Here is a 784-nt window from a genome sequence, read left to right on the forward strand (position 1 = left end):
GACCGGACCGGCCACCGCCAGCACCGCCGAATTGGGACGCACCGACGAGCGATCGAGCACGGCCGCCTGGATCGCCTCGTCGATGGTGTTGTAGTTCGCCGTCTGGACGATGGTCGGCTCGCCTGCCTCGGAATTGGCGTCGAGCACGATCGAAAAGCGCGCATTGGTGCCGCCGATGTCGCCGATAAGGATCGGAAACCGCAACAAAGTATCGTCGTCGCCTGTGCCTGGCATGCTCTCGTCCGTCTCCGGCGCCACCGACGGCATCTAGCCGTTCTTCCGTTGACTAGCGCATGGGTTTGAAAAGGGAAACGGTTTTCGACCCCGGCGGCGCGCTGAGGCCGGCTGTGCGGCCAAACCGACACGGTTTCGCAAAAATAAGGCCCCGAACCGATTGGGCCGTGACCGTCAGTTTCCTGGCGGCCGCGGTCGCGGCAGCGGCACGCCGGTCTCGGGGGTCGCCGTGAAGGCGTTCACCGTACTTGGCAAGCCGGCGGCGGCCGGCGTGGCGGACAATGACGGCGCTTCGGGTTCGGGTGCGGCAGCCGCGACCGGCACGCCGCCGCCATGATAGGTCGCCGCCTCGGCCGAGGCCGGCCCCGGCGCGTCGAGCACGGCGCGGCATTCGCTCGGCAGGTTCGCCATCGTCATCAGGTCGCGTGCCTTGGGGGCATCCGGGTTCTTGTTGGGCCGCCACGGCTCCTGCGTGAACCACCAGGCCAATGGCTTGCCGCAACCGTCATCGTCCGGCGTCGCTTCCTGCGCCTTGCAGCCGGGGGATCCC

Annotated in this window: 2 protein-coding genes; both read right to left on the reverse strand. The window is 68.1% G+C overall.

The genetic code is table 11. The annotated features are described in order from the left end of the window. A partial coding sequence (locus ENZ75_RS33280; RefSeq protein ID WP_206617180.1) for a glucokinase occupies window positions 1-234 on the reverse strand: 234 nt, incomplete at its 3' end. A gap of 174 nt (window positions 235-408) precedes the next feature. After that, the coding region (locus tag ENZ75_RS33285) for a penicillin-insensitive murein endopeptidase (RefSeq protein WP_206617181.1) at window positions 409-784 on the reverse strand (376 nt) is incomplete at its 5' end.

Origin of the sequence: Mesorhizobium sp. M7A.F.Ca.CA.002.04.1.1 (genome assembly GCF_004022805.1) — a bacterium.
Classification (GTDB): domain Bacteria; phylum Pseudomonadota; class Alphaproteobacteria; order Rhizobiales; family Rhizobiaceae; genus Mesorhizobium; species Mesorhizobium ciceri.